Below are 23,132 nucleotides of genomic sequence, written 5' to 3'. Positions count from 1 at the left end.
TATTTAACCGATGGTGACTGAAAATGCTAACTAAGGTTAAATAGAAGTGTCCTTTTTACCGCTGTAAACGGAAATTCAGTTTTATGGAGAAATAGATTGAGTTTAATGAACCGGTGCTGACTGAAAATGCTATCTACGGTAATATAGAAGGATCCTTTTTTACCGCTGTAGACGGAAATTCGGTTCTTTAGGATAATACATGTGCCTATTTAACCGTTAAAGAGAGAAAATGCTATCACAAAGAATTTAAAAATACAATGCACATAAAAAAGAATGACAAAAAAGTATTCCCCCACCACAACATACAAACTTTTGGAGGAATTACCCTTTTTAGTCACTCATCTTTAAATTTATTCAGTTCCTGTAAATGTTTTAAACACTTGTTTTACTTTTGGAACGACATGATGACTACCACCTCTACCCTTTACATCTTCAACCATCATCGCGATTAAAAGGGATGGGTCATTCGTATTTACGGCTACAAACCACCCATTTTCCGTGCCTGACTCATCACTTTTCGATTGTTTTAGTTCAGCCGTACCAGTTTTACCAGCTAATTGTATCCCCTTAACAACTGGTTCGTAACCTGTTCCATTCGGGTTGTGAACGACTTGTTCTAAATCTCCTAGAATTGTGTTAACATGCTCTGTAGCTATAATGTTTTCTTTCCAGATTGGTGTGTCTTTCTGCTCCGATGTATACTCTAAGAAAGGTTTCACCATGTTCCCTTCATTAATAAAAGTTGTATACGTTGCTGCTAAATGGAATGGACTCATTTGTATTTGTCCTTGTCCATATCCAGAATCCGCCAACAGTTGTTCGTTTGTTAATGCTTCACTCGAAATAGTCGACTTGCTTATCGGAAATGGGAAATCAATTTCCTCCTCAAATCCAAACGATTTTAACCCGTCTGGAAACTTTTGATTACCTATATCTAGGGCGAGCATAGCGAAATAGATATTGTCTGAATAAAGCAGCGCATTTTGAAGATTGACATTCTCAACACTTTCAGAAACACGAGTGATTGAATAATTACCCCAACTATCATCTTTTTTCCATGTTTTACCTTTTATTACTTTTACATCTTCAGCAGATATTGTGGCTGTTTCCAACCCTATCGCTGCTGTTAGTGGTTTTAGCGATGATCCTGGTGAGAAAGTTTTATTAAACCTTGCCATCAGCGGCCTTTGAGGATTATTTGCTAAATCATTGTATTTTTCAGATGACATACCTAGTATAAAATCATTAGGATTATATGATGGACTGCTTACCATTGCTAATGTTTCACCAGTTTTTGGATGGAGCGCAACAGCTGTACCAGCATCACCGTTAATCTGGTCATAGAGCGCTTTTTGGATATCACTATTTATTGTTATTTTGATATCTTCACCGTTCACTGGATCCTTTTGTGCAATAACTTCGTTTGAGCCATCCACATAAATCGTATAGCCATCCTTGCCCTTTAATCTCTCTTCATATACTTGTTCAAGGCCCGCTTTTCCGACCAATGAATTTGTATGATAGCCTTTATCCTTTAGTTCCTCTAGCTGTTCTGCAGTTATGCTTCCAATATAACCTGTTAAATGTGCTGCTGCCTCGCCAAGTGGATAAACTCTAGCATCAACATCCTTTTTCTGAATCGAAGGTAGTGCCATTACTTTTTCATACAATTCTATGTTTGTCGGGTCAATTCTTTTAATAGGAACAAATAAATCCGGCTTGACCCATGACCTAGATAATTCCCCTTCTATTTCCTCTACACTAAGATTAAGTAGTTTTGATAATTCAGTTAATGTCTCGTCACGATCCTCCGGTAAATCTTGTGGTACTATCCCAATTTCGTATGCCGTTCCATTTATTGCTAACCCTTTATTATTTTGGTCAAATATTTGTCCCCTTATTGCCGGTATACTTGATACCTTCACTTCTTGGTCTTCCTCAAGTTGTGGAAAAATCATTGAGGGTTCCCATGTGATATACCAATTTTCCTCATCATCTCTATTTTCCTTGACAAGTTGTGTTTCCTCTTCAAAATTCACTTCACCAGCAACAGTTTCCATTGATAAAGAAAACGTGTAGATAACTTCTTTTAAATCATCTTGGTCCTTTTCCTCTGCAGGCTTTTTAAATGTTATTTTTACGTTTTTCGCAGAAATACCATCATATATAGCTTGATAACGACCAATAAAATCCTCTTTCGTAATTGATTCCTTCGTATTTGATGATAACAATTCATACATCTCATCATATTTTTGATCATTCCATAATTCTATGTATTCACTAAATCTTTCTGAAGCGGTTGGTTTGTTAGAACAGGCACTAAGAATAATGATAGAGATAACAATTATAAGACCAAATAGATACTTTTTCACTTTACTCCCTCCTTACATTTTGTACCATGAAAATTATAACACATTCCTATAAAGTTTAAGTTAAATAATGTCTGTCCCCTCAAAGTCAAAACCTTGTTCGATTAAAAATTTGCTTGAGGGGGTCAGATTTTTCGAGTCAACCTTTTTAATTAACCAATAATGACTCTCTCTTTAGGAAAGTGGAAGTTATCTTTCCGTTCCTTTGTGCCAATTAAGAAAAGGAATGTTAAGATTCCAATTCTTCCGATAAACATTAGAATCATTATCACAATTTTTCCAATCACACTTAAGTCAGGAGTTATCCCCATCGATAGGCCAGTTGTACCGAATGCAGAACAAACTTCAAATAAAATTTCAGTAAACGTAAACGGTTCTGTAATTGTTAGTATAACAACCGAAAAGAAACAGATAAGCACCGCCATCATTGTTACAACAACCGATTTCATTAAATCTTCTTCATGTAATTCGCGCTTAAAGATTTTAATTGATTTATTTCCTCGAGCGAAATGAAATAGAAATAAAAGATTTAAGGCAAATGTTGTAGTACGAATCCCTCCACCAACAGAGCTCGGCGAGGCCCCGATAAACATTAATGCGCACATAATGAGGAGCGTCGTTTCTGAATACAGACTGACATCAAGTGTAGCTAGACCCCCACTTCTTGTTGCGGTTGATTGAAATAAAGAATAAAATAGCGTTTCATGCCAAGACATCCCTTTATAATGTTTTCCTATCTCCAGACATGCAATTAATATTGTTCCTACGATAACTAATAAAAAGAATGTGATTGATGTTATCTTTGTAAACAATGTGAAACGGAATCGTTTATGTTTATTAAATAAAAAATCCTTTACCTCAATGAGTACAGGAAACCCTATCGCTCCTAGAACAATTAAAATCATGACAATAAATTGAACAAAGTAATCATCTTTAAACGGTATTAAAGATTGACCTGTTATATCAAAACCGCCATTTGTAGTTGCACTAACAGATGTAAAAAAACCGTTAAGAAAAGCCTCCTGCCAAGTATCGTAATAATTTAAGAAGTAAAGGCTTAAAATTAACCCTCCTAAACATTCTATTAATAGTATTAGGACAATAATTTGTTTTATTAAGTTAACTGTACCCGACAAGTTAGTCTGGTTTTGGTCAGTCATAATAAGTTGACGTTCCTTCAAGCCAATTTTTTTTCCCATGATTAGCCAAACAAACGTACCGAGCGTCATAATGCCTATTCCTCCAAATTGAAGGATAAACGCCAAAATAAAGATTCCAGGTATGCTAAACGTCTCTGCCGTTTGTACTGTCGTTAGGCCAGTTACGCTTACTGCACTTACTGCTGTAAACAACCTGTCGATAAACGTCCATTCTACTCCAGGTTTATATGCGACAGGTAAGCTTAACAAAATGACTGAGACTGTTACTGCAATGAAGTAATACGAAACAATTAACTGTACAGGTGTTAATGTTTGTAAACGAAGTTTCCATTTATTCATTTTGATTCATTCCAATCTATTGTCTATGAACTTTCCACGCCCTCTATCTTAAAGAAAAAACAGACAAAATTAAAGGTGTTTTTTTAAGTTTATTCTCTTTAATGCTCTTTTCTAAAAGATTGTGGCTTTGCACTAACCTTTTAAAGAGTTTGTTGGGAGCTGATTACGAGAAAATCAAGAAAAATACAACAATGTTCACGAAAACAGCCATTTCAAACAACATTGTTATTATGAAGGTAAATCACTCGATAATAGGTTCGAATAAAAAAGGATGATAATTACTAATGTGCTCACACATTGTAATCATCATCCCAAAATTATTTTGCATACAATCGCTTAATACGTTCATCTAAATCTGGATGAGTGGAGAATAACGACATTCCTTTTTTACTGTTTATCTTTAAAGTAGCTAATGATGTTTGTTCTTCTCTCACACGATTGGTATAGTGTTTTAACGATTCAAGTGCATGAATCATTTTATCTTTACCGGCTAAGTCTGCACCACCGCGGTCTGCGTGGTATTCACGGTAGCGTGAGAATGCGAATACAACTAGGCTACCTAATATAGAAAACACAATTTGGAATAGAATTACTGCAATAAAATGTACAATAGGCGCGATATCCTCACGTACAAATCTTGTTGCGATCCAAGCTGCAATTCTCGCAAAAAACACGACGAATGTATTAACAATCCCTTGTAATAATGTCATTGTCACCATATCACCATTTGCGATATGGGCTACTTCATGAGCAACGACACCTTCAATAGCATCATCATCCATCTCTTGAAGTAAACCTGTTGATACAGCGACAAGTGAGCGTCGTTTCGATGGTCCTGTTGCAAATGCATTAACCTCTGGTGACTGGTAAATTCCTACTTCAGGCATAACAGATAAGCCTGCTGCTCTTGATAATCGATGGACCCTTTCAACTAATTCTCTTTCAACTTGAGATAAACTATCAGATGGTTTTAATATTTTAACTCCCATCATCATTTTTGCCATCCATCGAGATATGGCAAGTGAAACAAACGAGCCAGTAAAACCAACTACTGCACTAAAAATTAGTAAGTTAACTAAATTTAGACTACCATCTAATGATTGATAAGGTGATACATTTAATAAGGATAAAATAATCCCAATTGTAGTCAATACAAGAATATTAGATAAAAGGAAAAGAAATATTCGTTTCGCCATTATTACCTCCAAAATATTTTAAGTTCATATGAACTTATACTATAATAAAAATTATAAAAAGCTTTACAAGAAAAAGCAATGTTTTTTTATATTCTATTACAATTAGGAATCATGATACTTGATTAAAAACTTTTTTCTAAACGATAACTGTTTAACTTTAAGTATCTTTGTTAACATTGTTGCTTTCTCATAGCTGTTGCCTAGTGTTGGGGTACAGCACGAGTACTTAAATAAAAGTGAGGAGTTTTGGTGATGAACCTCCTCACTATGGAGCCAATTTCGGTTTATCTCCACACGTCATTCAATGGTAAAATAACCTAATATGTAAGATTTTTAAACTTTACAGCGGTTGTAAATCTTGACTGACCTAGTTATGCAATTTCTACAAAGTTCAGTATAAAAGCTCCTTTAAAAAGTTGGCAACTCGCTATATATTAGTAATGAAAAAGAAACTGAGGTGTAATAGAAATATGTCATTTCAATTAACTAGGATCGAAATGAGTCATTTATTATATGCATTAAAAGGTGAATCAGAGCACAATCCATTTATTATTTTTAAAAACTTATTAGATGAGAATCATCATAACGATGAGAGAGTTTTACAAATTCTTGCAAAGGTAAAAAAGAAACAGACACAAGAGTTTGGCTTATCTACGAATGAAATTGTTTCCTTAGCTAATTTATGTGAGCTTACTTCCCTTAAATCTACATCTATACAGAATTGGATTAAGAGGGATGTAAAAGAATTAATTGGCCCTCCGGAGTTAGGTAAAAAGTATTCAATTGAACAAACTGCAATGCTATTAATTGTAAAAGACTTAAAGTCAGTCTTTGATTTTGAAAAAATAAGACAACTATTAACTGTTGTATTCAATACTTTATCTGATCGTAGCGATGATTTAATCAGCCCGATTACTTTTTATGAATTATATGCACATGTCTTAGAGACTTTAGAGGGAAACGATACTATATCCATTCTAACACTAGAAACATCCATCATTAATAAAGTAGAGAAATATGCTGAAAGATTCTCGGACTTAACTGTTACCCAGTGGGAGCCGATTCGAAATGTATTAGTATTGACCGTTTTATCAGTTATCGTTTCACATATTCAGTCACGCGCCTATAAGTATTTAAATGAATGTTTTTAGTAGTCTTTTCGTATACATTGTTGCTTTTACATAAAATGACGCTATAGGTTGGTTTCCTCTTGCAGTATTCACTTTCCTCGGGTTGGGTGAGCCTGGATGGCATGAACTAGCAAAATTCAAGTCGTACACATTAAGTCATTCATCGATTTGGCAAGAAATCCGATGGGAGCCTCCAGTTTTCGTGCTCTTCGACGTAAAAGCCCGCCACGTCTAACTTTCCCACGGTCATCAGGAGTACCATACTTCTTTTCAACCAACCCTGTTTTAGTTTGTGTTAAAAGCAATAATCTTTTACAAACGGGCCTTTACCTATACTATTATTATGTTAACTAATCATTACCAGTATAAATAATCGCTTATTTTGAAAAATTATCATTAAGGCTGAGCTACTTTACTTCAAATAAACAGTCAGCTTTATAAAGATTAAGGGGTGTTGTAGATGTCAAGAAGTAGTAATAAATTACTTGTACCGGGGATCGAAGAAGCTCTGGATCAAATTAAATATGAAATTGCTTCAGAATTTGGTGTACAATTAGGGTCTGACACTGTTTCACGTGCTAATGGTTCAGTAGGTGGCGAAATTACAAAGAGACTTGTTGCACAAGCACAATCACAATTGAATGGACAACAAGGTAAATAATTTCCAAACTAAAAAAGCTGATTGTGGTCAGCTTTTTTAGTTCTTATTACTATTACGATCAGGTTTTCCTTTATTGTGTTCAACATCATTAGGCTTATCCTTTTGATAAGCCTTGTTTACTGTCTTATTATTACTCACTTGATTTTCGCGTTTCTCACGTTTATTTTGTTTTTCACGTTGTTTCTCTTGTTCCTTTTTTTGCTTTTGTTGTTGTTTCTGTTGGTGCTTATCTTGCTTATTCATTTTATGTTGTTGTGCCATCGCATTTTGTTTCGCCTTATTTTTTGCTTCATTTAATTTCCTTTTTGTTTCAGTTGCATCCATTTCTTTTTTATTCATATCGTTTTTGTCGGTAGGCTCTGTTGGGCTTATATAATTTGCAGAATGCGACTGTTGTTTTGTATCCTTTTCAGGCTCATTGCCATTATGATTAAACTGTTTTTTTATACTCGTATCTTCTTTTAAAGGTTCTTTTTCTTTTAATTTAATATATTTCCCCATCGATATTCCCTGTTTTTGGGCTTTTTCCCTTGTCTTACGATCAGCTTCAATTGCTTGAACATTCAGCTTTTCTGCTTTATACGAATCTTGAATTTCATCGATATTGGCTTCAAGCTTTTTTTCCACATTTTCATCTTCCTCATTCATGACAGTGGTTATTAATATTTCTTTCTCGGGCTCTACATAACCATTCTTCTTTGACTGTTTAACAATAGCATCGATAATGAATTGAAAATGTTTTTCTTCCCATTCTGGAAGTTTTTCAACTAACTGCTCAGCTTCATTATTTAATGGATCCAGGGAAATAACCCGAAGCTCACTATCAATACCAACTTCAAAACTTGGGTTTATATCGATTGACATATAGGCATAAATTTTTTGTTCTTGAAAAAATGGTAAAAGTGTAAAAATAAATACAATAACTGCAATAGATAATATCCCAAATCGAATATTGGATTTTCTCTTTCTAATATTAAAAAACTTCCCAAGTCTTGTATCAGGGTATGTTGTGGCAGCCTCTTCACTTTCCTCTAAATAAGGAAGGAAGCTAATTTCTTCCCCTAGTTCATATTGACCCTGTTTATTTTGGGTCTTTAAAAATTGCCCATCTGGGGTGAGCAGCGTTACAAAGTCATCATTACATTCTACGACGACCCCTTTTTTCATGGATGGAGCACCCCTTTTATATAATCTTTTAAATAGACGAAATCTCCTGAGAGAATGATAGCCATGGCTATGATGTATTTTCTATTTCTTTCAATTGTCTTTCGGCTTACTTGTACTTTTTCTTCTAATTGTTTTACAGGTAACTGTCTTTTAGTAAATAGATATGCTTTTAAACCATCATCTTCTACTAGCTTGAGTGCAACTTTAATTGCATTTTGTCTAGCATCATAATGTTTCGGTGATTGTTCAATTATTTCCGAGAATGTAATCGAAAAGTTTTCTAAACAGTGATTTAAATATGCAATTTCTTCTCTTCGATGTTCCTGGTCAATCTTCTTTTGATACTCATCTAATGATAGGTCAGCTTCAATTTTACTTTGTGAAAATTCTCCTTCTTCATGTTCCTGTAGTTCTAATCGGACAGAATATGGTGTTCTTGCTTCTTTTCGTATAAAGTCAATTACTTTGCGCTTAATAACTAACTCGGCAAAAGCAAACAACGAACTACCCTTATCAGGAGAGTATTTTTCAATTGCATCATTAAATGCAATTAATCCAATGCTAAATTCATCATCATTTTCACTTATATATCGTTTACAAACAGATGATACCGTTTTTGCAACAAATGGTTTATATTGTTCAATTAAATCGTTTTGTAATTTTTTATCCCCATTTTGAATTGAGAGTACAGTCTCTTCTAGGGTTTGCTTTTTCTTACCTAGTCTAAACATAAGGCTAAGCATCGCTAGGTTCACCTCTGTTTCCCCATATTACCTTGTCTATAATAGACTATATACAATAGGGAGTGCAAAGGAAGAATTATGTAGCAATCTTTCTTATTTTCTACGAAATAACGACAATTGTTACAAAAATTCATACCAAAGTCCTATAACTTTTGAAATAAATTACGATGACAAACTCTAACTAGTTACCTTCATATTCCAGCCTGTTTACTCATTGTTAGCGCATGCCCCCTATCTAATTAACGAAGTTATTTTCTTATTCAATTACATGATTACGTTTCAACACAAATTCTTAAGGGTGTTCTATTGAAAATTTTCGCACATGATAAAGATGATTCATTTGACCTAACATTTGTTACACATTTGATATAAATCCATATGACAAAAAAACTGCACATTAATGATTGCAGTAATCATTAGTGTGCAGCAAATCTATAGCATATTAATTTTTAGAAACATCACAAGTTATTTATTGATTTTCTACCTTTTTAAGCTCTGTAGGCACTTCCTCGACCTCTTGTTCTTCTTTTGATAAAAACCATCCGCCTATTGCAATAGCCGCTAATACGATCCAGAAAATTAATTTCCATGTTGCTGACTCAATGAAGTGCTTAGAAATCAAGTCAATATCAGGATGTGCTAACGTATATAAGGCAAGTTTTACACCAACCCAACCTACAATCATAAATGCTGCCGTTTCTAAGTTCGGCTTCTTTTTTAATAGCTTTACAAAATAAGTTGCGGCAAATCTCATAATAATCACACCGATTATACCACCAGCAAGGATAACAAGAAATTGTCCTCCATCAAGTCCACCAATGGTAGGTAAAGTTGTTGCTGGTAGTGTCACTGCTAACGCTACTGCAGCTAGAATAGAATCAACCGCAAAAGCTAAATCTGCTACCTCTACTTTTAATACAGTCACCCAAAAACCTGATTCTTTTTTTACCTTTTTCGTATGTTCAGATTGCTTCAATACAAATTTTTTCAGAAGATGATTTATTGAAATATAAAGCAGATAAATTGCACCGATAGCCTGAAGCTGCCATACATTTACTAAGAACGATATAATAAATAACGCACCTAGACGTAGTATAACCGCTCCTGCTAATCCATAGAATAAAGCCTTTTTCCGTTTTTCCTCAGGTAAGTGCTTAACCATAACAGCCATAACCAGCGCGTTATCAGCTGCTAAAATCCCCTCAAGACCGATTAGCACTAATAATACCCATCCATACTCGAGCAAAAGTGTTACATCCATTTTATCTCCTCCTATGCTTGTCATCATCCTTCAAGACCATCGCAAGCAGTTGGACAAAATAAAAATAGACCTTTGCCTACGATGGCAAAGGTCTTGCTGAGCATGATTTAACCGTTCGTCATGCCAACAAAGCCGATGGAGGTAAATCCATGAAATGACGACTTTGTTTTCAAGGTTTCCCTTGAACGCTACTCCCCTTTGAAAGAAGAATATGAAGTTACTTTAATGATATAGTGTTACTTCCATCATTGTCAACAAATTTATTTTTGTCTTTTTCTAGATTTAGTGATTAATTTGTAAAGAATAAAGATAACTAGGACTCCTATACCAATCGGAAGCAAATATGTATTCGCTAATTCGCCGACATCCTTCCATCTGTCACCAAGCTTATATCCTAAAAAAACATATAGAAAAGTGATTGGTAGCATCGCTGCAAAAGTATAAATAGAAAAACTCCAAACATTCATCTTCGCCATCCCACAAGGAATAGAAATCAATGTCCGTACACCAGGAAGAAATCTCGCAGTAAAAGCAACCATTCCTCCATTTTTCGCAAAAAATTCATCAGCTTTATTTAGCTTTTCTTCATTAATAAAAAAATACTTACCGTATTTCAAAATGAATGGTCTGCCACCGTATCTTCCTAAAGCATAAAGTGTTAAAGGGCCAAAAGTTCCTCCGACAGTACCTGCTAATACAGTCCCCCACAATGTCATGTCACCTTCATATACCCAATAGCCTGCTAGTGGCAACACAACTTCGGCTGGTACAAACTCAATCGTTAATGCGAGCATAATACCAAAGTATGACAATTCTTTAAAATTTTCAACAATCGATAAAATAAACTCTTCCAAATTTAATCACCTATTTTCATTCAAAAAGTTCTACAATCTAATATATTACACATATTCATGTATACAGACAACCATTGTTTTTTAGGAGGTATATGAATATGGATTGGCTTCAAGCATTTATTTTAGGGATAATTCAAGGTTTGACAGAATTCATTCCGATTAGCAGTACAGGTCATCTCTATCTTGGAAGAGCATTTTTTGGTTTGGAAGAAGCTGGGTTATTCCTAGATACAATGTTACATATTGGTACACTTATAGCTCTAGTTGTTTTTTATAAAGATATTATCATTTCAATGTTAAAAAAACCTTTTAGTAGAATAACTCTTTTACTAGTTATCGGAACAATACCAGCTGTGATAGCAGGCTTATTATTTAATGATTTTTTTGAAGAAATTTCGAAAACTGGTGTCACAATTGGATGGGAGTTTTTGATAACTGGATTATTCTTATGGTTTGCAGACACAATAAAAAATGGTGCTAAAAAGATGGAAGACATCTCGATATTTGACTCTTTCTTTATCGGTAGCTTTCAGGCTTTGGCAATATTTCCTGCCATTTCACGTTCGGGCATGACCATTGTAGGTGCTCTTATTCGGAAAATGGACAAAGAGGCTGCTGCTTATTTTTCCTTTTTACTATCAATACCTGCAATTTGTGGGGGGGTCATTTTTCAACTGAAAGACGTGATGACTGGGAATGTTCCGCAAATTAGTTTAGCATCCATGCTTGTTGCAACACTTGCTTCAGCATTTTTTGGATACTTAGCAGTTCGGTTTATGATTTCTTTTATTAAGAAGCAATCATTAAAAATCTTCGCTGTATACGTATGGATATTAGGTATCATAATTCTTGTGATGCAGAACATATAGTCGTCTAGGGAATATTTGGTGGCCTTCCCCATACATGTATGACTTGAATCAAACAAAAGCTAATCTTAAAACAAAAGAAAGTAGGGAAGCCATCGATGCATACAATGTGGAAAGGCTCGATTAGCTTTGGACTAGTCAATATACCGATTAAGCTATATGCAGCAACCGAAGACAAAGATATCAAATTAAGAACTCTCCATAAAAAATGCCATTCACCTATTCAATATGAAAAAAAATGTCCAAATTGTGAAGAAGAAGTGAAGCAGGACGAGATTGTAAAGGGTTATGAATATGTGAAAGGAAAATATGTCGTGTTGACCGATGATGAGCTTCAAGAACTAAAAGAAGAGCATGAAGACAAGACCGTCGAAATTATTGACTTTGTCAAAATGGAGGATATCGACCCAATTTATTTCAGCCGTTCTTATTTCATTGGACCTGGAGAAAATGGTGCAAAGGCGTATGGATTACTTCGTGAAGCTTTAAAGCAGTCAGGAAAAATCGGAGTTGCCGAAATTACGATCCGATCTAAACAGCAGCTCGCTATGGTACGAGTTTATGAAAACTGTATTGTCATGGAAACTGTTCATTACCCAGATGAAGTTAGAAATGTGAAAGAAGTACCTAGTGTCCCAGAGCAAGTTGAGGTAGGTAGCAAAGAACTCGAAACGGCCATCATGTTAATTGAGCAATTAACAACAACATTTGACCCAGAAAAATACAAAGATGATTATCGTCTTGCATTACAAGAATTAATCGAGAGAAAAGTGAATCAAAACGAAGGAAAAACTCCTACAGAAAATGCAGCACCAAGGCAAAATGTTGTCGATTTAATGAGTGCTCTTCAAGCCAGTATCGAGAAAACGAAAAAACAGCCTGCAGAAAAAGCGCAACCACAGCAAGCAACAACAAAGGTTGCTGTTGGTGCTAACAATACGGCGCAAACGCAAACTACTGGTACGGGTAAGAAAACGAAAACAGTTCGTAAAAAAGCGTAGCAATTCTTAAGAGCAAACACACAGTTCGGAAATAAGGTATTCAAATTATCAAATTTGGATGCCTCTTTTGTCTTTTAGGAGTAAAAAGACAAGTACCACATTTTGTAAACGCATACACACCCTCATTCTGAAAACTTGTAATGAAAATCTGTCAACTATAAACAAAAATCTCCCAACTTTGAGCAAAAATCTCTCGACTTTTTAAAATAATCTACCATTCGACAACTTTCTACAGAATTAGATATATATTTGTATTTCTGATCACTACACAAAAACGAAGGTGACTCATAGATTCATGAGCCACCCACAAAAATTAGTTATTTCGTTTTACATTTTGGAATTTTAAAGCGATAAAGCCTATCACGAAAATCATTGCTCCGATTATTAACCAGTTATAAACTGAAGAAGCGGTTAAAGGAAGTTTTTCTCCAGCCTTCTTTGCCTCATCTTTATCTGTTTCAACGATTGGTTCAAATACGTCTTCATTTCCATCTGGTTTGGTACCTCGGTTTGGATGATCATCATTACTATTCGGTTCTTGAACAGGATTAGTACCAGGTTTCTCTGGCTTTTCTCCTGAATCAGCTCCTGGATCTTGTGGTTCTTCCCCTGAGTCAGTTCCCGGTTCTTGTGGTTCTTCTCCTGGTTCAGTTCCCGGATTTTGTGGTTCTTCTCCTGGTTCAGTTCCCGGATTTTGTGGTTCTTCTCCTGGTTCAGTTCCCGGATTTTGTGGTTCTTCCCCTGGGTCAGTTCCAGGTTTTTCTGGCTCACTTGCCTTCTCCTCAACTAGTACAACTGTACCCCCATCCTCTCTGGCTGGAAGACTAACAGATATTTCTTGATTAGCATTTACAGTGTATTCTTTTTGATTGTATACATCTGTTACGGTCGTATTTGCAGGATACTCTACTTTAAAAGTTGCTTGCTTTTGTGAGCTTGTTGTATTTATGCCCACAAGCACTTTTTCTTCCTCGTATTCTCTTGCAAAGATTAAGTAATCATCCTCATCTCCACCTGCTATCTTCTCACGAGTACCTTTTGAAAATACCTTTGAATAGTCAGCACGGATATTTAGTAATGTTGAATAGTGTTTGTGTATTTCCATTGCCTGTGGGTCCTTCTCTTTATATAGTTCCCATGGCATGTCATCACGATTTTGTCCAAACTTCAGAACAGTTTCTCCATCTTTTTCCCAATCAGATTTGCCAGAGTTTCCGAGCTCTTCTCCATAATAAATGACTGGTTGACCTTTAGAGGTTATTTGCAAGGCAGAGGCAATTTTAAGTTTACCTACATCACCGTTTACATATTCTGTTAAGAAACCATTTTGGTCATGACTACTTAAAAATTGACCTAATGTAGCAGTATTCGTTAATTGGCTATTTCGTTCTTGTAAATATTGCTCAACCGCATCGATATCACCATCAACAAACGCTTTTGCTTTTTCTTTAAAATCAAAGTCTAACAGTGAATCCATTTGCCCTGTACCTAAATAACCACCATCATTCGTGACACTTGCACCCCAATATTCACCAATCATTTTAAAGTTAGGATCTATTTTTGCCAATTCATTTTTCAATTCTTGCCATGTTGCAGGGTCAACATGTTTTACCGTATCGATTCGGAAGTAATCAATCGTATCTCCTCGATCAGTTCTTGCCTTTTCCAGCCACGCTGTTTGCCAGTCAATGATTTGTTTTCTTACTGCAGGATCCTCTGTTTTAAAGTCTGGTAAATTATCTAATTCACCACGAACAGTTGGATCTTCATCAACCGTTCTTAACATTCCTTCCAGTTTTGCAATCTCTTCTGAAGTAGGTAGATTCTCGGCATCTTCTTTCCATGATTCGAGTATCTCGCCATCCATACCATAGCCTGCATGATTGACCACAACATCGAGCATAATTTTTATGCCACGATCATGTGCTTGTTCGATTAATTTTTGGAACGTTTCAATATCACCTAAATGTTCATCTAGCTCAGTGAAATCTTTAGCCCAATATCCATGGTATCCATATTGTTTTGCTTCAAGTCCGTCTGCAGTATGAAAATCAAGTCCTTTATTAAAATCAATATTATCAACTATTGGTGTTATCCATATCGTATTAATGCCTAGGTTATCTAAATAATCTAGTTCATCAATAATACCTTGGAAATCACCGCCGTGATATGCTTCGGCATGATTCGGATCATATTCTTTTCCACCATTATTTGATGGGTCACCATCTTTAAAGCGGTCTGTTAACATAAAGTAGATTCTGGCTTCATCCCAATCAAATGCTAGCTCATCACCGACAGCTTGTTTCGTAAGGACATGAACCACAACTGTCTGCTTATGTGTATTGCCAAACTCATCAATAACAGTGACAATAAGCTCCTTTTCTCCTGTTGTAACTGTGTCACTAGGTGATATCGAAATAGCACCAACCGATTTATCGATTACCACTTTCTCTTTTCCACCTAATGGCGCCAAATTAACAAACATCTCACGTATGCCTACAGCTTGTTCCGATGACGTATTTACAGATAAGACAGCGTGTTCACCATAGGTTATTTCATCTGTATTTAGTTTTGCTTCAATATTCAGTTTGGGACGATTATATGTTATTTTAGAAATACCATTTTTCGTATTTTTCGGGTCAGATATTTCTTTTGTTTCTCCATCTTTAGTGACTAAGAAGGTGTATTCATATGTTCCTTCTTCTAAGCCATCAAGCTTATATGAGAAGTACTCGTTTTCATCACTATAGTCCATTTCATATTCTTTACCAGCAATTTTTACTTTTACATCATCAATCGTATTCATTTCATCTGCTTGGAATAAGTCTTCATCACGATAGAAGAAGGTTACATCTCCATCCTCTAGTACAGGTCCATTTACCGATGGGATAACAACTTGACCTTGTTTCCCTGTTTCAACAATGACTTTTGTGACAATATCATTCGGGTTAATCGACACATTATGGTCATCACTGTCTGGCGATACTTTTGCCGTATCCCAATCAGTCCCTTTTCGAAGTAGGAAGCCAATTGATTCTGTTTCAGGCGCGATTTCAACATTCGCAATCGCTGTGTCTCCTTCAATTGTTTCAAAATCGATTTGGTCATTTTTAACGCCAGTATTCCAGACCCATACATTCCACGAGCCAAAGTCTCCAGTAAAGTCCCCATCAGGTCGTACATACTTTATTTGAACATAGCGTTTTACATTTTTCTTAATTGTTACATCAAACGTTTCAATTGCATCGCCTGCTTTAGCAGTAATTGTTACAGTTCCTGGTTTTATTCCAGTTACTTTTCCTGTATTATCAACCGTTGCGATGTTTCTATCAGACGATGACCACATCACTTTGGCATGGAGCATCTGTTGGTCATATTGATCTTTCACAGATGATGTTAATTGTGTTGAATAAGAAGCAAATACGGACTCATTCCCTGAAATCACTATAGATGTAGGTATGAGTTTGTCGACAATTACATTGAGAGTAGTTGTTGCGCCCCCTGCCTTTGCCGTTATCACCGTTTCACCTTTGTTCAAGCTATCAATAAGACCATTATTTATTGTTGCTACCTTTTCATTCGATGAGGTCCATGTAATATCTTCCCCAAGCATAACACGGCCTTTTTGATCCTTTACGATTGCAGTAATTCTTTTAGACTCATTTGGATTCATTGCTAAATTTTCTAGATTTACATCAATTGTTGTAGCTACAGGGGTATATACAGCCTCTGCTTCATCATATAGCACCATCATCGAAAGTCCTTCAACTTTCACTTCGTCACCATTTATTGAACGAATGATATCTGTACCGGCTTTTGTATGGTCAACTACAACATTCCAGTTTCCGCTCTTAGGTAACGTGACATCTTTCGCTTCCTTGTTCGCATTATAAATAACAATAATATTTTTCCACGTATCTTGATTTGCATTGTCCTTTAATTGATAGGCTACAAGATTATCAGATTGCTTGAAAACTTGTAAATGCTTTTCAATTTTTACTTTGTCGTCCATTTTAAAGGCTGAATGTGCTTTTCGTAATTTAATTAAGCCTTTATAATACTGAAATACTGAATCATGTTCGTCTTTTAATTCCCAGCGAATTTTGTTAATACGATCAGGACTTTTATAGCTATTATGGTCACCATATTTGCTACGGAGCATTTCCTCGCCTGCATGGATAAATGGCACGCCTTGAGAAGTTAACACGATACCATTCGCTAGTAAACTACGTTTTACCCATTCATTATCTAGTACATTCTCCTCAGTTATGACTGCATGAGGATTATAAGTTGAGTCAGTATGATTACTGTCCTCACCAGCAACTTTCATCATCTTGTCCCATAGATTTAGGTTATCATGTGCTGTCACATAGTTTATCGATTCAGATGAGCGGTTTGTAAAATCATGAATCGAACCCTCTACTCCTTTAACGATATCTGCTTCCTTTCCACTAGCACCTGTTGCAAAGCCAGTTCCAGCACCATCACTATCTCCTTTTATTGCGTTACGGATATTATCGTTAAACACTGCATAGCCCTGGTCCTTTTGGCTGCCTTTAACATTTTGCAATGCTTGCGGTAAGCTAGTAGACCCACCTGTCCAAGGTTCACCGTAAACGATAATTGTCGGGTCAACCTTCTCCTTTAATTCAGTTGTAATTTCTTGCATCGTTTGCTTATCGATTAAACCCATTAAGTCAAATCTAAATCCATCAATTCCATACTCATTTGCCCAGTAAGATACAGAATCCTTAATATATTTTCTAACCATTGGTCTTTCTGATGCGACTTCATTACCTGTTCCTGAACCATTAGTAATCTTTCCAGTATCATCAGTCCGGTAGTAATAGCCTGGAATAATTAAGTCGAACGGGGAGCTGCCCTCTAGTTGTGTTGACTCATTCATATATGTATGGTTGTAGACAACATCCATTACAACTCGAATTCCTTGTTCGTGTAACGATTGCACCATTTTCTTGTATTCTTTAATTCTAGCCGTTGGATCCTGTGGGTTTGTCGAATATGAACCTTCTGGAACATTAAAATGTACCGGATCATAGCCCCAATTAAATTTTGCTTCAGAAGAATTTGGATCATCAACCGTTCGTTCATTTACGGAGCCGAAATCATATGTCGGTAATAGATGTACGTAATTTACCCCTAACTCCTTAAGTGAATCTACACCTGTTTTAACACCATTAGGACCTGTCGTACCTGTTTCTGTAAACGCTAAATATTTACCCTTATTTTTCATTCCGGACTGTTCATCAATAGAAAAGTCTCTTACATGAAGCTCATAAATAATTGCATCATTCATTGATACGGCAGCAGGCTTATCAAACGGATTAAATCCTTCAGGATCCGTACTAGCTAAATCTACTATCGCACTTCGTTGACCATTAGCAGACGTTGACCTTGCATACGGATCAACTGCATAATGCATCGTACCATCAGCAAATTCAACCTTGTACATATAGTATTTATTACTAAGATTTTTATTAATTTCGATTGACCATACTCCGTTGTCAGCACGAGTCATTTTTGTCTCTTGACCATCTGTATGATTTTTAACGAAAGCACCCTCATATTTACCAGCTTCGTCATAGATTGCTAGACTAACATTTGATGCGGTAGGGGCCCATAATTTAAACGTAGTTTTCTCTTTTGTATATGTGTAACCTAAATCATTACCTTCATAATAATATTCTTCATCATTTAAAATATTGCGCATGATTACACTCGTTTCAGGTGAACTGCCTACCTTCACATCATAGATTTTGCGAACATCCACCTGATAATCTTTTTTAAGTATTAGTTTTACTTTTTTGTCGTTAATCGCTTGAATTTCTACCGGTACTGTCGTGCCTTCAGCTCGATCTGTAACAGTAAAAACCTGTTCTTTGTATGGCTTATTTGTTGTCACAAGTATTTCATCTGTTGCATCCATTAATGCTGATACAACCGTAATATCCTCTGCTCCTTCAATTGTAAATACTGAATTACCATTTGCTGCTACGTCATTTAACAGGTCTGTTGTAGACTCGTCCCAATTGCGATTATTCAAGATGAATTTATATTCATATGTTCCTGGTTGTAAATCAGTGAGAGTCGTTGTATAAAAACCGTCCTTTTCTACCAATTGGATCGCCTGTGATACGTCCCAATCATTGAAACTACCTACTAAATATACAGCGCTTTCATTTGACTTTTTATAAGTGAATGTAACTGATCCATCTTCATTCATCGTTGGGCTAGATAATTTATTTACAGTGAAAACTGAGTTGCCATCTTTTAAGTTTTCATTGCTAGGGTCTGTGATTGACTCGTCCCACGTGCGATTATTTTGGAGAAATTTATATTGATAATCCCCATTTTTTAAATCTTTTACTGTGACTGAAAAGACTCCATCTTTCTCAGTCATCTCATATGCTTTGTTAACATCCCAGTCTACAAAATCTCCTATAAGATAAAGTGACTTCTCTCCCTTGCTAACATATTGAAATGTTACACTTCCATCTTCATTGAAGATTGGACTTTGTACTTCTTCCTCATGGTCAGATTTTAGACTAACTTTAAAGTAAGAGTTGTCATTTCGTATTTCACCGTTCAATGGGTCTGTAAGCCATGTCCCATCAACAATGAACTTATACTCATACTCACCTGCATCAAGTTGCTTTGTGACTTCCCAAACATTTTCGGGCTGTTCACTCATATCAATTGCATTTGTTTCCCAATCGGTAAAGCTCCCAGCAAGTTTTACCGATTTTGCTGCTCCTTTGAAGACAAATGTTACAGTCCCATCTTCATTGATCCGTGGACTTGTTGATTCTGCGCTAACGTTTGCATTAATGACCGTACTTGATAATAGCTGGACAAGTAACGTTAACAACATGATGAGCGATAGAGCTTTTCTCTTTTTTCTACTCAATCTCTGTTCCCTCCCTATAATTCTTTCAAACATTAGGAAAACGATTGCACAATGTTGCATAAAATTTTTGATAACGTTTTCAAAGTGTTTACTCTAATAGAATATCATTATCAGAAATTTATGGCAATAGAAAATGTAAGCGTTTAATCATTAATACTTTCCTGTGCAATAATCCATATTGCTGCCTCCAACAGTGAAGAAAAGCGATAATCTGCATCTTCAGCCTTTGGTCCAATCATTATTGTCTTCGTGCCTGCTTTCTTTCCTGCTAAAATATCTACGTCACGGTCCCCTATCATATAACTTTTATTTAATTGGATATCATATTTTTCAGCAAGCCTATTTATCATTTCTGGTTCAGGCTTACGACATACGCACCCTTCATGTGGTTTATGTGGACAATATACGATATCATCAACGTGTCCGCCTTCTTCCTCAATAAGGCGGACCATTTTTTTATGAACCTTATGAAGCATCGCCTCTTTCATATAGCCCAACCCAATCCCGCCTTGGTTGGTTACAACAAATATATAGTAGCCAGCGTCTTTTAATCGTTTAATTCCTTCTCCAACACCTTCGAGTAAATAAAATTGTTCTGGTTTATTAACAAATTTTACACGATTTGATAATACTTCATTAACAACGCCATCACGGTCTAAAAACACAGCACGATTCATAAACTCTCTCCTGACTTTTCGTAAAATTATGTACCTACTAATAAGCATTATTAAATCACTATGAAATAAACGCAAATAAATTTAGTAATAATCTACTGCACCCACATCTTAATAAAAAGTTACAGCAATTACAAATACTAAAAATCAATACTTAAAAGAAATAATCAATAATAGAAGAATGACCATATTTTAATGTGACTATACTATTATCAAGTCATTATAATTCTTACTGACACTATGATATAACAAAGGATGAGTAAATATGTTTGGTGAAAATATATGAAGCCCATGCTACCAACTTTACATAACGACATTCCAAATGGAGAAGAGTGGGCTTACGAAACAAAATATGATGGTTTTAGATGTATCATAACAATTACTGAAACAACGATACAATTAATGAGTCGAAATGAAAAGCCTTTAGAAACCCAATTTCCTGAAATTAAAAATGATATTAAAGAGCTCCGTCAAAAACTATTACCTTATCTTCCATTAACCTTAGATGGCGAAATCGTCTCACTTACTTCAAAACATTATTCAGATTTTGAGCGAATGCAAATGAGAGGAAGATTAAAGAGCAGTGATAAAATACTTCATGAAGCAGAAAGGTTCCCATGTTCATTTGTTGCTTTTGATTTGCTCACTATAGGCGGGGAATCGCTCATATCAAAGTCATATATGACACGTAAACAGGAACTTGAACAACTTTTTAAAAAACTCCAATTACCATTATACGTAAGTCCAGATCTTCAGAATCGATTACAGTTTGTACCCAAATATGAGAATTCAGCTTCATTATGGCAAGAAATTAAAATGGAAGACGGAGAAGGTATCATAGCCAAACAAAAACAAAGTAAATGGGATAGTGGACTACGAACAAAACAATGGTTAAAAATAAAAAACTACAAGCAAAGCAACTTTATTATATCTGGGTACGACAAGACAAATGGTTATTTCCATTTATCTGTATATAAAAAAGGCGAATTATTGTCTGTTGGTGGCTTTTCACATGGGATCTCAAGTGAAGAGCGTGCCGCATTAGTTTCGATTATGAAAGAAAATAAACGTTCTGAATCTCATACACAAATCGATATAGACCCAGCTATTGTTGTAACTGTTCAATTTTTATCATTATATAAGGGACAATTACGAGAGCCATCTTTTGTTTCTTTTCAATTTGATATAAAACCTGATGATTGCACATGGGAGCAATTAATGATAGGAATTGCTCCTGTACACAATGAGGTCCAATTTACTCATTTAGATAAACCATTGTGGGAAACAAACGATGTTTCAAAAGAACAATTTATTAGTTATCTATATCAGATTTCAGATTATATGCTTCCCTTTATTAAAAACCGTTTATTAACTGTCATTCGTTTTCCGCATGGCATGTTTGGAGAAGCATTTTATCAAAAAAACTGTCCTGAATACGCACCAGCTTTTATTAAAACAGTTCGCCAAGAGGATATTGATTTTATCGTTTGCAATGATTTATCAACTTTACTCTGGCTAGGTAATCAATTAGCCTTTGAATTTCATGTACCATTCCAAACATATGATACAAAGATGCCGACTGAAATTGTCTTTGATTTAGATCCACCATCAAGAGAAGACTTTCCTTTAGCAATTAAAGCTGCACGAGAAATGAAAAAGGTCTTTGATCGGTTTCACTTAAAAACGTTTCCGAAATTATCAGGGAATAAAGGTTTGCAAATTCACATTCCTTTGTCAAAAAATTCATTAACTTATGAGCAAACAAGAATTTTCACTGAATTTCTCGCGAATTATTTAATCACAAGTTTTCCAGAACATTTTACTACTGAAAGATTAAAGAAAAATCGCAGTCAACGATTATATGTAGACTACATTCAACATGCAGAAGGCAAAACAATTATCGCGCCATATTCATTAAGAGGAAAAAAAGCCGGAGCATTTATTGCAGCACCATTATTTTGGGAGGAAGTAAACGAAGAATTAACGGTAAATAAATTTACAATGGACTATGTTCTCAATCGTAAAGAAACAGTTGGTTGTCCGTTTAAAGAATATTATTCATCACCACAAGATGAAATACTAAAAACAATTATCCATGACCTTATCAATTTAACAAATACATAGTCCGATTAAAATAATAATTGGGGCACTTCCTATGTATGTTTATCTACACATAACAGAGCCCCATAACTCTCCACTCAGAAAACGGTTACAATATTTTTAACGAAACAATAAATGTTGACTGTGAACACCAGCTTTTTTTAATAACGCTTTCAATTGGGATTGTTCTTCATCCGTTAACCCAGAAAAAGCTCGTGCAATACGTATAGCATGGATTGGATATATTTCATCTAAATACTGTTGTCCCTTATCAGTCAATTTTGCATAGACAGACCGTTTATCCTTAGGGTCTTGCTCACGATAAATATATTCATTTCGCTCTAGCTTATCAATCACATACGTAACGTTACCACTAACGAGTAACAATCTTGAACCAATTTGCTGTAGTTTTTGCGGACCTCGCGTATAAAGTAATTCCAATACTGCAAATTCCGTTGGATTAAAGCCATGTTCTTTACTATCGCGAATCGAATGCTCAGATACACTTTTGAAAGCCCTTGCAAAAATTCGAAACAAATCTAAAGCATTTTGTAACTCTTCTTCTGTATATGACTTCATATTATCGCCCTCTTATACTCATATTCTTTCGATTATGTTTAATTTTACTATGATTTTATCAATATTTGAAGGTTTTTTCGTGTTTGTAGAGTAAAATATATATG

Annotated in this window: 15 protein-coding genes and 1 riboswitch; of the genes, 5 read left to right on the top strand and 10 right to left on the bottom strand. The window is 35.4% G+C overall.

The window, feature by feature from the left end:
• Positions 1-350: 350 nt before the first annotated feature.
• From J2S19_RS03360 to htpX, 3 genes are all read right to left on the bottom strand, one after another.
• Positions 351-2,372, bottom strand: coding sequence for a penicillin-binding transpeptidase domain-containing protein (locus J2S19_RS03360; protein ID WP_307337199.1), 2,022 nt, complete (start codon positions 2,370-2,372; stop codon positions 351-353).
• Between the two features lie 149 nt (positions 2,373-2,521).
• Entirely contained in the window at positions 2,522-3,868 is a 1,347-nt protein-coding gene (locus tag J2S19_RS03355; RefSeq protein WP_370875033.1) for a TrkH family potassium uptake protein, read from the bottom strand.
• A 317-nt stretch (positions 3,869-4,185) separates the two neighbouring features.
• The gene (htpX, locus tag J2S19_RS03350) at positions 4,186-5,064 is read right to left on the bottom strand and encodes a protease HtpX (RefSeq protein WP_307337195.1); all 879 of its coding nucleotides are present in this window, start codon (positions 5,062-5,064) and stop codon (positions 4,186-4,188) included.
• 470 nt (positions 5,065-5,534) lie between these two features.
• On the opposite strand from htpX, the gene J2S19_RS03345 reads away from it, so the two are divergent.
• Both J2S19_RS03345 and J2S19_RS03340 read left to right on the top strand, forming a co-directional pair.
• Positions 5,535-6,215 carry a DUF1836 domain-containing protein gene (locus J2S19_RS03345; protein WP_307337192.1) on the top strand — a complete coding sequence of 227 codons (681 nt, stop codon included), beginning with the start codon at positions 5,535-5,537 and terminating at the stop codon, positions 6,213-6,215.
• A 439-nt stretch (positions 6,216-6,654) separates the two neighbouring features.
• Entirely contained in the window at positions 6,655-6,855 is a 201-nt protein-coding gene (locus J2S19_RS03340; protein WP_307337189.1) for an alpha/beta-type small acid-soluble spore protein, read from the top strand.
• A gap of 36 nt (positions 6,856-6,891) precedes the next feature.
• On the opposite strand, the gene J2S19_RS03335 is transcribed toward J2S19_RS03340, so the two are convergent.
• The 4 genes from J2S19_RS03335 to J2S19_RS03320 all read right to left on the bottom strand — a co-directional run bounded on the left by J2S19_RS03335 (position 6,892) and on the right by J2S19_RS03320 (position 10,820).
• The gene (locus tag J2S19_RS03335) at positions 6,892-8,022 is read right to left on the bottom strand and encodes an anti-sigma factor domain-containing protein (protein WP_307337186.1); all 1,131 of its coding nucleotides are present in this window, start codon (positions 8,020-8,022) and stop codon (positions 6,892-6,894) included.
• Positions 8,019-8,765 carry an RNA polymerase sigma factor SigI gene (sigI, locus tag J2S19_RS03330; protein WP_307337531.1) on the bottom strand — a complete coding sequence of 249 codons (747 nt, stop codon included), beginning with the start codon at positions 8,763-8,765 and terminating at the stop codon, positions 8,019-8,021. The genes J2S19_RS03335 and sigI overlap by 4 nt, the downstream gene beginning before the upstream one ends.
• Before the next feature lie 469 nt (positions 8,766-9,234).
• Positions 9,235-10,026, bottom strand: coding sequence for a TerC family protein (locus J2S19_RS03325; RefSeq protein ID WP_307337183.1), 792 nt, complete (start codon positions 10,024-10,026; stop codon positions 9,235-9,237).
• Between the two features lie 98 nt (positions 10,027-10,124).
• Positions 10,125-10,235: riboswitch (yybP-ykoY riboswitch) on the bottom strand.
• A 51-nt stretch (positions 10,236-10,286) separates the two neighbouring features.
• Positions 10,287-10,820 (bottom strand): DedA family protein, encoded by a 534-nt coding sequence (locus J2S19_RS03320; protein ID WP_307337529.1) that lies wholly within the window; start codon positions 10,818-10,820, stop codon positions 10,287-10,289.
• A 158-nt stretch (positions 10,821-10,978) separates the two neighbouring features.
• Here J2S19_RS03320 and J2S19_RS03315 point away from each other — a divergent pair, with 158 nt between their 5' ends.
• The gene (locus J2S19_RS03315) at positions 10,979-11,749 is read left to right on the top strand and encodes an undecaprenyl-diphosphate phosphatase (RefSeq protein WP_307337179.1); all 771 of its coding nucleotides are present in this window, start codon (positions 10,979-10,981) and stop codon (positions 11,747-11,749) included.
• A gap of 95 nt (positions 11,750-11,844) precedes the next feature.
• Complete coding sequence (gene ku / locus J2S19_RS03310; RefSeq protein WP_307337174.1) at positions 11,845-12,747, top strand: non-homologous end joining protein Ku; 903 nt, start codon at positions 11,845-11,847, stop codon at positions 12,745-12,747.
• 313 nt (positions 12,748-13,060) lie between these two features.
• Here the strand turns inward: ku and pulA are convergent, their stop codons facing one another.
• Positions 13,061-19,675 carry a type I pullulanase gene (pulA, locus tag J2S19_RS03305; protein ID WP_307337170.1) on the bottom strand — a complete coding sequence of 2,205 codons (6,615 nt, stop codon included), beginning with the start codon at positions 19,673-19,675 and terminating at the stop codon, positions 13,061-13,063.
• Positions 19,676-19,818: 143 nt separating this feature from the next.
• Positions 19,819-20,352, bottom strand: a complete 534-nt coding sequence (locus tag J2S19_RS03300) for a D-glycero-alpha-D-manno-heptose-1,7-bisphosphate 7-phosphatase (protein WP_307337167.1) — start codon at positions 20,350-20,352, stop codon at positions 19,819-19,821.
• A gap of 279 nt (positions 20,353-20,631) precedes the next feature.
• Here J2S19_RS03300 and J2S19_RS03295 point away from each other — a divergent pair, with 279 nt between their 5' ends.
• Positions 20,632-22,473: a DNA ligase D gene (locus tag J2S19_RS03295; protein WP_307337164.1), complete on the top strand. Its 1,842-nt coding sequence runs from the start codon at positions 20,632-20,634 to the stop codon at positions 22,471-22,473.
• A gap of 96 nt (positions 22,474-22,569) precedes the next feature.
• On the opposite strand, the gene J2S19_RS03290 is transcribed toward J2S19_RS03295, so the two are convergent.
• Positions 22,570-23,028, bottom strand: a complete 459-nt coding sequence (locus tag J2S19_RS03290; protein WP_307337160.1) for a MarR family winged helix-turn-helix transcriptional regulator — start codon at positions 23,026-23,028, stop codon at positions 22,570-22,572.
• Positions 23,029-23,132: the final 104 nt, after the last annotated feature.

This window comes from Metabacillus malikii (assembly GCF_030813355.1).
In the GTDB taxonomy this organism is placed as follows: Bacteria; Bacillota; Bacilli; order Bacillales; family Bacillaceae; genus Metabacillus; species Metabacillus malikii.
Note: the sequence above shows the minus strand (reverse complement) of the source record. Positions and strands in the feature narration are given on the sequence as shown.